Here is a 1615-nt window from a genome sequence, read left to right as displayed (position 1 = left end):
TCGACGTGCCCGCTTCCAGCGATCGCGGCATTCGGCTCATCGAGATCGACGCGATCGAAGGATTGAAGATCGCCGATTCGGCGATCCGCTCGATGCTCACGCGCTATATCAGGGAATGCTCGGTGGATGCATTCGGCGTCTATGTCGGCAACGATGTCGAAGGCGAGGTCCGGCCGCTCGCCAGACCCAGCGCTTCCACCGTCAATACAGGTGCCCACGGATGAAATTCTCGCTCTTCGTGCATATGGAACGGTCGGATCTGGCCAAGCCGCATTCCGAGCTTGTGACCGAGCTCGAAGAACTGGTCCTGATGGCCGAACAGGCATGCTTCGAGACCGCCTGGATCGGCGAGCATCACGGCATGGAATTCACCATCTCGCCCAATCCCTTCATCAACATCGCCTATCTCGCCGCCAAGACCAGCCGTATCCGCCTCGGCACCGGAACCGTGATTGCGCCCTTCTGGCACCCGATCAAGCTTGCCGGCGAAGCGGCGATGGCTGACGTCATCAGCGGTGGCCGGCTGGACATCGGCATCGCGCGCGGCGCCTACAGCTATGAATATCAGCGCATCTTCCCAGGTCTTGACGCCTGGGGCGCCGGCCAGCGCATGCGCGAGATCATACCGGCGATCCGCGGCCTATGGGACGGCGACTTCGAACTCTCCGGCGAGTTCTGGCAATTCCCCGCCACCACCTCCTCGCCCAAGCCGCTGCAGAAACCCTACCCGCCGATCTGGGTGGCGGCCCGCGACCCGAACTCGCACGATTTCGCCGTCGCCAACGGATGCAAGGTCCAGGTAACGCCGCTGGCTTCCGGCGATGACGAGGTGACGAGCCTGATGCAGCGCTTCAACGCCGCCTGCGCCGCGCATCCCGAGATCGAACGACCGGAAATCATGCTTTTGATGCACACCTTCGTTGCCGACGACGCGGCTGACGCAGATCGCCTGACGCAGGACCTGTCGACTTTCTATTGCCAGTTCGGCGCCTGGTTCCAGAACAAGAAACCAGTGCATCAAGGCATATTGGAGCCGCTGACGCCGGACGAGATCGCGGCCATGCCGCAATACGCGCCCGACAAGATCAGGCAGAACCTGGTGATCGGCGAGGCCGATGAGGTCATCGCCCGGCTGAAGAACTATGAGGCACTCGGCTACAACCAGTATTCGATCTGGATCGACAGCGGGCTTTCGCACGAGCACAAGAAAAAATCGCTGCAACTGTTCATCGACCGGGTGATGCCGGCCTTCCTTTGATCGCGAGCCCATGACCGACGCCCCCTTCAGGAACTTCATCGACGGCCGCTTCGACGAACCGTCCGCTACTTTCGACAGCGTCGACCCGTCGACCGGGGCGGCCTGGGCCAGGATGCCGGCGGCGAGCGAAGCCGATGTCGACCGCGCCGTCGAGGCGGCGCACCGCGCCCTGCGTTCCGGCCCATGGCGTAGGATGACCGCGACGGCGCGTGGAAAGCTGCTGGTCAAGCTGGGCGACCTCGTCGCCGCCAATGCTGGGCGACTTGCCGAGCTCGAGACCCGCGATACAGGCAAGATCATCCGCGAGACCCGCGCCCAGATCGCCTATGTCGGCGACTACTACCGCTATTATGGCGG

At 63.1% G+C, this 1615-nt stretch carries 2 protein-coding genes and 1 pseudogene; all 3 read left to right on the top strand.

The genetic code is table 11. From position 1 onward, the window contains the following. A pseudogene (locus EN991_RS35385) lies at window positions 1-224 on the top strand (flavin reductase); the annotation flags it as partial. Then, complete coding sequence (locus EN991_RS35380; protein ID WP_127370460.1) at window positions 221-1258, top strand: LLM class flavin-dependent oxidoreductase; 1038 nt, start codon at window positions 221-223, stop codon at window positions 1256-1258. The pseudogene EN991_RS35385 and the gene EN991_RS35380, both read left to right, overlap by 4 nt. Window positions 1259-1268: 10 nt before the next feature. After that, window positions 1269-1615, top strand: a 347-nt coding sequence (locus tag EN991_RS35375) for an aldehyde dehydrogenase family protein (protein WP_127370459.1), incomplete at its 3' end; no start/stop codon positions are given.

The sequence above is a fragment of the Mesorhizobium sp. M7A.F.Ca.US.005.03.2.1 genome (genome assembly GCF_003997795.1).
Classification (GTDB): Bacteria; Pseudomonadota; Alphaproteobacteria; order Rhizobiales; family Rhizobiaceae; genus Mesorhizobium; species Mesorhizobium ciceri.
This window is presented reverse-complemented; position numbering and strand designations above follow the sequence as displayed.